Consider the following 6874-nt stretch of genomic DNA (forward strand, 5'->3'; position numbering starts at 1 on the left):
CAGCGCCCGCAGCGCCCGCAGCGCCCGCAGCGCCCGCAGCGCCCGCAGCGCCCGCAGCGCCCGCAGCGCCCGCAGCGCCCGCGTTCAATCTAGGTCGCCAAAACCGCAGCGTCAATCGCGCGCGGGCGCGCACCGGCAACGGCCGGCGCCCGCGCTGCGTGACGGCTCGACGCGTTGGCTCAACGCGCGTGCACGGCATCGATCGCCGCGATCGCATCGTCGAGCGGCATCACGGCTGCGTATTTCTGCTGCATGTCGAACAGGTTTGCATCATGCGGCGCGATCGCGCGATCGCCGACGCAATCGGCGAGCACCAGCGGGCGGAACCCGTGCGACATCGCATCGACGACGCTCGCGCGCACGCAGCCGCTCGTCACGGCCCCCGCGACGAGCAGCGTCTGCACCGCGCGCTGCGCGAGCCACGGCGCGAGCTGCGTGCCGAAGAACGCCGACGGCACGGTCTTGCGCACGACCAGCTCGCCGGCAGCGGGCGTCAGTTCGGGCACGATCGCGCTGTTCGGATGATGCTCGGTCAGCGTCGCCATGCCGGGCACCTTCAGCGAGAACACGTTGTCGTCGCTGCCGTCGTCCGCGTACACGATGCGACTGTGCGCGACCGGCCAGCCGCGTTCGCGTGCGAGCGCGAGCGCCTTCGTGGTGCGCGCGATCGCCGGCGCGATGTTGCCGCCGCCGAACGTCGCGGGATCGGCGAAGCCGACCACGAAGTCGACGATCAGCAGTCCGATGTTGCCGTGCGGCGGCAGCGGCGTGCCGAAACCCTGCTGGCGATAAACGCCCGCTTCGGCGTGATGGGAGAGATCGGTCATGGTGTCAGGTACTCGTCGGTCACGCGGGTTGGTCGGGTCGATCGATCACGCGGCCTTCGCGCACGACGGTCTCGCCGTCGAGCTCGACCGTGCAGCGGCGCAGCGGGATGTCGATGTGGCAGGTGGTCGTGCGATTGCCGCCGCCTTCGTTGTTCGGTCCGAGCGAGAACAGGAAGTTGCCTTCGAATGCGCGTGCATCCATCCCGATCGTCGCTTCGCGGTCGTACAGGCCGAGCGTCGACCAGCGTGCACGCGGCTGCAGTCCCCAGCCGATGTGCGAGATCGCATAGCCTTCCGGGTCGGCGAAGGTTTCCATGTAGTCGCGCAACAGGTCGGCGTCGACGCCGCCTTCGATGCGCGTCGCGTAGCCGCCTTCGACGGTCAGCGCGATCGGCTCGCTCACGTAGTGCTTCTGCGGCAGCAGGATGTCGCCGCGATCGATCACGATCGTGCCGTGCGCGGTGCGGTCGTTCGGGTAGGTGAGCGCGAAGCCGCTCGGCCAGTGATCCCAGCGGCCCGGCGCGTCGACGAAGCCGTATTCGGCGGTCGGCGGGAAATCGCCGAGCGGGCACACGAGCGCGGTGCCGGCCGCCGAGGTCACGCGCATCTCGCGCGCGGCGGCGATCTTTCTGGCGGCGCCGAGCACGCGCGTGCGATCGGCGAGCGTCGGCACCATCCGCACCAGCACTTCGGGCGGCTCGACCGCGAGCAGGATCTTCGTGCCGGACTTCAGGATGTCGTGTTGCTCGGGCGAGAACAGCAGCGTCATCAGGTCGAGCACGAGATCGCTCTCGCGCAGCGCGGCGATCGCGGCGCGGTTGCCGGTCAGCGGCGTCGTGCCGAGATACGCGAGCGGGTCGCGGCTGAAGGCTTTCTCGCCGTTTACCGGCGGCAGGTCGAGGCGGTTGACGATCGCGCCCAGCGATTGCGTCGCGATCAGCGCGCACGACAGCGTTTGCGGATGCGTGGCCGCGCTCGTCAGGATCGTGACGGTCTGGCCGGGTTCGAGGCGCGACAGCGTGAGCACCTGCTTCCACGCGTCGATCAGTTGGGTGTCGCTGACTGGCATCGTCGGCTCCGGTAAAGGCGTGAAGGAAAGAAGGGTGACGTGAAATCAGCCCGCGAGCGGCGCGCCGAGGAAGTCGCCGAACGCGGCGTAGAAACCCGCCGCGTTGTCCCACGGAATCATGTGGCCCGCGTCGGGCACGCGTACGTGCCGCATCGACGGCGTCGCGCGCTGCAGTTCCGCGACGTCGTCGTCGCGCACCACGTCGCCGCGCTCGGCGGTGATCAGCAACGACGGCACGGTCAGCCGCGCGGCGTCCGCGTGGAAATCGTCGGTATGGAAGCTTTCGTACGTCGCGCGCACCGCGCGCTCGTCGCAGGTGTGCAGCCATTCGGCGCGCAGTTGCAGCTCGGCGTCGGTCCAGGTCGGGCAGAACGCGCGCATCCCTTCGGCGTCGGTGCCGGCGCGCGCGAGCGCCATCGAGTCGATGTACCACGGCAGCTTGCCCGGATAGTCGCGGCGGTTCGGGCCCGACACCGGCGGATCGACGAGCACGACGCATTCGAGCCCGCGGATGTCGCGCCGCGCGGCGCGCGCAGCGATTCGCGCGCCCATCGAATGACCGACGACGCTCGTGCGCGCCAGGCCGAGCGCGGCGACCAGCGCCGCGATGTCGTCGGCCTGCGCGTCGATACCGTAGTCGAGCGTCGGCGATGCTTCGGACAGCCCGCGGCCGCGCACGTCGAGCACATAGGTGTCGAAGGCCGCGCCGAACACTTCGCCGACGAAGCCCCACGTGATCGCGGGGCTCGTGATGCCGGGGATCAGCACGACCGCCGGGCGCGACGCGCGCGCGCCGGACGCGCCGCCGTAGCGCAGGTAGTGCTGGCGGATGCCGTTCGCATGAACGTTCGCGCCGTACAGGAAAGTCGAGGACATGAGATCACTCCGAAGAAGCGGCGGCGCTCAGTACGCGCCGGACAGCAGCGCGCCGGCGCCGGGCACGACGGGTTCGAGATCGAGCTCGCGCAGCATCGCGTAGGTGGTCGCGATCGCGGCCGTAATCACCGGCTTGCCCGTCATCGCCTCGACCTTCGCGACGGCCGGCAGCGACGGCATCTGCACGCATGCGGACAGCACGATCGCGTCGGCGTCCTGGTACGGCAGCGTCTTCACGATGTCGGGCAGGCGTGCCGGGTCGTGGCGGCCGACGTCGAGGTTGTCCGGGATTTCGAGCGCGCGGTACGCGATCACGTCGTAGCCTTCGTTGCGGACGTAGTCGACCACCAGCTCGGTCAGCGGCTTCATGTACGGCGCGACCACTACGATGCGCTTCGCGCCGATCACCTTCAGCGCATCGACGAGCGCGCCGGCGCTGGTGATGACGGGCGCGTCGCCGCCGTTCTCCTGCGTGCGCTCGCGCAGACGCTTCTGCGACACGCGGTGGTAGCCGTGGCCCATCGCCATGATCGCGACCAGGCACGCATAGCCGAGCACGTCGACGCGCGCGTCGCTCAGCTCCATCGCGCAGCGGTCGGATTCGGCATCCATCGCCGCCAGTTCCTCCTTGACGACCTTCTTCATCCGCATCCGGCTCGCGTGATACGTGAAGCGTTCGGGCCGGATCGTTTCGCGCAAGCGCAGCATCGCGGGAATCTCGGTTTCCATCGTCGTGTTGGAACTCGGCACGATCTGGCCGATGCGGTAGGTCTTGCTCATGACGGGAGGCTCCGTGTCGGTAAGGGTGGGGCGGCACGCGGCTGCGGGATCGCCTGATTTCGAGCAAAGTCTAGTGTGTACATTTGAAAATGGCAATGGATCAAAATGCTTGTAGATCGACGAGAGGCTTTTGTGCGCACGGTATCTCGGGAAATAATCGGTGTTTTCCCGTATATCCGAGCCGTGCTCAACAATCCGCTTGTCCTGAATAAATTGAGTGTGTACGCTACATAAACGCCATTCAATCCGCCCGTTCTCGCGCCGTGTTCGGCGACGGGCCCACGATCAGGAGATCCGCATGAGCAAACCCCGTATCGCAATCATCGGCGCCGGTCTCGGCGGCACGGCCGCGGCTGCGCTGCTGCAGCGCGGCGGCTACGACGTCGCGCTGTACGAACAGGCGCCGGCGTTCTCGCGCCTCGGCGCGGGGATCCATCTCGGCCCGAACGTGATGAAGATCATGCGGCGCATCGGCTGCGAGGACGCGCTGGAGACGATGGGCTCGCATCCGGATTTCTGGTACAGCCGCGACTGGCAGACGGCCGACGTGCTGTCGCAGATTCCGCTCGGCGACTACGCGCGCAACACGTACGGCGCGAGCTATCTGACCGTGCATCGCGGCGACTTCCATGCATTGATGACGCAGGCGGTGACGCCCGGCACGATCCGCTTCGGCAAGCGGCTTGCAGCGGTGGAGGACACCGGCAGCGACGTGCGCCTGACGTTCGCCGACGGCAGCGTCGATACGGCCGACATCGTGATCGGCGCGGACGGCGTGAATTCGCGGATCCGCGAGCATCTGCTCGGCGCGGAGCCGCCGCGCTATACGGGCTACGTCGCGCATCGCGCGGTGTTCCCGGCGGCGCTGCTGGGCAACAAGCCGTACGACATGTGCGTGAAGTGGTGGTCGGAGGATCGCCACATGATGGTCTACTACGTGACCGAGAAGCGCGACGAGTACTACTACGTGACCGGCGTGCCGCAGGCCGAGTGGCCGGAGGGCGTGTCGATGGTCGACAGCAGCCGCGACGAAATGCGCGAAGCGTTCGCGGGTTTTCATGCGGACATCCAGCACCTGATCGACGTGTCGCCGTCGATCACGAAGTGGCCGCTGCTCGAGCGCGATCCGCTGCCGTTGTGGAGCCGCGGCCGCCTCGTGCTGCTCGGCGATGCGTGCCATCCGATGAAGCCGCACATGGCGCAGGGCGCGGCGATGGCGATCGAGGATGCCGCGATGCTCGCGCGCTGTCTCGACGAAGTCGGCATCGGCGATTACGCGGGCGCGTTCGCGCTGTACGAGGCGAATCGCGCGGCGCGCGCGTCCAAGGTGCAGCTCGTGTCGCACAACAACACGTGGCTGCGCACCAACGAGGATCCGGCGTGGGTGTTCGGCTACGACGTGTTCGACGTGCCGCTCGAGTCGCCGTCGCGCAGCACCGTCGCGGCCGTCGCCTGACGCACGCGAGCCCGGCACCGTGCGGTGCGCGGCCGTATCGCGGCTCGGTGCGGCGGACCGCGCGCATTTCGGCGTGTTATACGTGAGCAGCGTGCGCGACGCCGAACGTCGCGAGCCGGCGGCCCGTGCCCGCCGCCGGCCCGGCCCCGGCGCGCACGCTGCCTTCCGGATCCATTCATGTCCCATCCCGCTTCTTCGTCGCGGCCGCTCGCGTTTCGCGTGAACGGCACGCCGCACACGTTCGACGATGCCGCGCCCGATGCGCCGCTGCTGCTGGTTCTGCGCAACGACTGCGCGCTCAACGGCCCGAAATACGGCTGCGGGCTCGGCCAGTGCGGCGCATGCACGGTGCTCGTCGACGGACAGCCGACGCGTTCGTGCGTCGTGCCGGCCGCCGCGGCCGACGGGCGCGACGTGACGACGCTCGAAGGGCTCGGCTCGCGCGATGCGCCGCATCCGATCCAGCGCGCGTTCATCGACGAGCAGGCCGCGCAATGCGGCTATTGCCTGAACGGCATGATCATGAGCACGAAAGCGCTGCTCGACCGCAATTCGTCGCCGGACGATGCGGCGATCCGCGCCGCGCTGCGCTTCAACCTGTGCCGCTGCGGCACGCATCTGGAGATCGTTCGCGCGGTGCATCGGGCCGCGCGTTATCTGCGGGGCGATGGCGATGAAGCATGATCACGGCTCGGTCGTGCGGCCGGAACCCGACGCAACGCGGGACGAGCGGCGCGGTGAAATCGTCGCCGAGTCCGCGCAGCGCGGGCGCGGTGCGGCGCGCACGCATCGCGCGCGTTACGAATGGCCGATCGGCGATGCATGCGCGCACGCGTCGTTCAACGTCGAAACGCGGATCGCGCCCGATGGGCGAATGACGACGTGGCGGTATCGCGCGCAAGCCGGCGCGACGCCGGATGCGCAACCCGCGACAACCGATGGCGAAGCGTTCGCGCCGTCGTCGCCGTTCGTCTACCGGCATGCGCAGACGTCGATCGAAATGGCCGACGCCGATCGTGCGATTCCCGGCCATGCGCACGCGTTCGCACGCGAATCCTTCGTCGACGAACTGGCCGGTACGCTGGGCCGCGATCCTGTCGCGCTGCGTCTGCAGCATCTCGATGCGTCGCGCGATGCGGGGCCGCGCGAGATTATCCGGATGGTCAGCGAACGCGCCGCGTGGGGCGAACCGACCGCGCCCGACGTGCGTACGCAGTCGAATACGCGTGTCAGCGGCCGCGGCTTCGCATTCGACGGCGCCAGCACGCTCGCGGCGCCGCTCGACAGCGGGAAGCCGCCGCCCGATGCCACGGTCGATGCCGCGGCCGATGCCACGCCCGACAGCGCCTCGCACTGGTCCGCGTGGGTCGTCGATCTCGACGTCGATCGCGCGACGGGCGACGTCGCGGTGCGGCGCGTGGTGGCGGGCCAGGGTGCGGGCGAACCGGGGCAGCCGTCGATGGCCGGTCTGCCCGCGTGGCAGATCGAGGCGGCGATCTCGCGCGTGATGGGCGCGCGGCTGTCCGCGCGTGCTGCGCATGACGAGACCGGTCACGACATGCCGCCGGACGCGATCGCGCATGAACTCGTTGCGTTCGAGCCGGCGACCGCCGGCACCGAGCGCGCGCAGCCATTGTCGACCCGCGACGCGCAACGGATCGAACAGGCGGCCGCCCCGGCCGCCGCCGCGATCGCGAACGCGCTGTACGACGCGACGGGCGTGCGGTTTCGCGCGCCGCCGTTCGACGCCGCGCGCATTCGTGCGGCACTGGCACGGCCGGTGCCGGCCGATCTCGCCGAAGGGCGGCCGGACGCAGCGCGCCGGCCGTCGCGCTGGCGCCGCTGGCTGGCCGGCGGCGGTGCGGG

General features: G+C 69.5%; 6 protein-coding genes and 1 pseudogene. 3 read left to right on the forward strand and 4 right to left on the reverse strand.

The features are described 5' to 3' along the window. Positions 1-179: 179 nt before the first annotated feature. Genes O1Q03_RS39555 through O1Q03_RS39570 form a run of 4 tightly spaced genes read right to left on the reverse strand, consistent with a single transcriptional unit; the run spans position 180 to position 3552 of the window. Positions 180-827, reverse strand: coding sequence for an isochorismatase family protein (locus O1Q03_RS39555; protein WP_269511500.1), 648 nt, complete (start codon positions 825-827; stop codon positions 180-182). Positions 828-846: 19 nt separating this feature from the next. Beyond that, a complete protein-coding gene (locus O1Q03_RS39560) occupies positions 847-1896 on the reverse strand; it encodes a 2,5-dihydroxypyridine 5,6-dioxygenase (RefSeq protein WP_269511504.1) in 1050 nt (349 codons plus the stop codon). Positions 1897-1941: 45 nt separating this feature from the next. Then, the gene (locus tag O1Q03_RS39565; protein ID WP_269511507.1) at positions 1942-2772 is read right to left on the reverse strand and encodes an alpha/beta fold hydrolase; all 831 of its coding nucleotides are present in this window, start codon (positions 2770-2772) and stop codon (positions 1942-1944) included. 27 nt (positions 2773-2799) lie between these two features. Next, positions 2800-3552: a maleate cis-trans isomerase family protein gene (locus O1Q03_RS39570; protein WP_269511510.1), complete on the reverse strand. Its 753-nt coding sequence runs from the start codon at positions 3550-3552 to the stop codon at positions 2800-2802. A gap of 298 nt (positions 3553-3850) precedes the next feature. Between O1Q03_RS39570 and O1Q03_RS39575 the strand changes: the two genes are divergently transcribed. The 3 genes and pseudogenes from O1Q03_RS39575 to O1Q03_RS39585 all read left to right on the forward strand — a co-directional run. After that, positions 3851-5008 (forward strand): FAD-dependent monooxygenase, encoded by a 1158-nt coding sequence (locus O1Q03_RS39575; RefSeq protein ID WP_269511512.1) that lies wholly within the window; start codon positions 3851-3853, stop codon positions 5006-5008. Positions 5009-5185: 177 nt separating this feature from the next. Then, on the forward strand, positions 5186-5692 hold the full coding sequence (locus tag O1Q03_RS39580) for a (2Fe-2S)-binding protein (RefSeq protein WP_269511515.1): 507 nt from the start codon (positions 5186-5188) through the stop codon (positions 5690-5692). Then, positions 5682-6874 (forward strand): annotated as a pseudogene (locus tag O1Q03_RS39585) (cytochrome C); the annotation flags it as partial. The gene O1Q03_RS39580 and the pseudogene O1Q03_RS39585, both read left to right, overlap by 11 nt.

Source organism: Burkholderia sp. IMCC1007, assembly GCF_027257875.1.
Taxonomy (GTDB): Bacteria; Pseudomonadota; Gammaproteobacteria; order Burkholderiales; family Burkholderiaceae; genus Burkholderia.

What these genes read in the sequence shown, in the direction of transcription:
- O1Q03_RS39575 (WP_269511512.1), top strand. Translation starts at nt 3,851, where the DNA reads ATGAGCAAACCCCGTATCGCAATCATCGGCGCCGGTCTCGGCGGCACG.
- O1Q03_RS39570 (WP_269511510.1), bottom strand. Translation starts at nt 3,552, where the DNA reads ATGAGCAAGACCTACCGCATCGGCCAGATCGTGCCGAGTTCCAACACG.
- O1Q03_RS39560 (WP_269511504.1), bottom strand. Translation starts at nt 1,896, where the DNA reads ATGCCAGTCAGCGACACCCAACTGATCGACGCGTGGAAGCAGGTGCTC.
- O1Q03_RS39580 (WP_269511515.1), top strand. Translation starts at nt 5,186, where the DNA reads ATGTCCCATCCCGCTTCTTCGTCGCGGCCGCTCGCGTTTCGCGTGAAC.
- O1Q03_RS39555 (WP_269511500.1), bottom strand. Translation starts at nt 827, where the DNA reads ATGACCGATCTCTCCCATCACGCCGAAGCGGGCGTTTATCGCCAGCAG.
- O1Q03_RS39565 (WP_269511507.1), bottom strand. Translation starts at nt 2,772, where the DNA reads ATGTCCTCGACTTTCCTGTACGGCGCGAACGTTCATGCGAACGGCATC.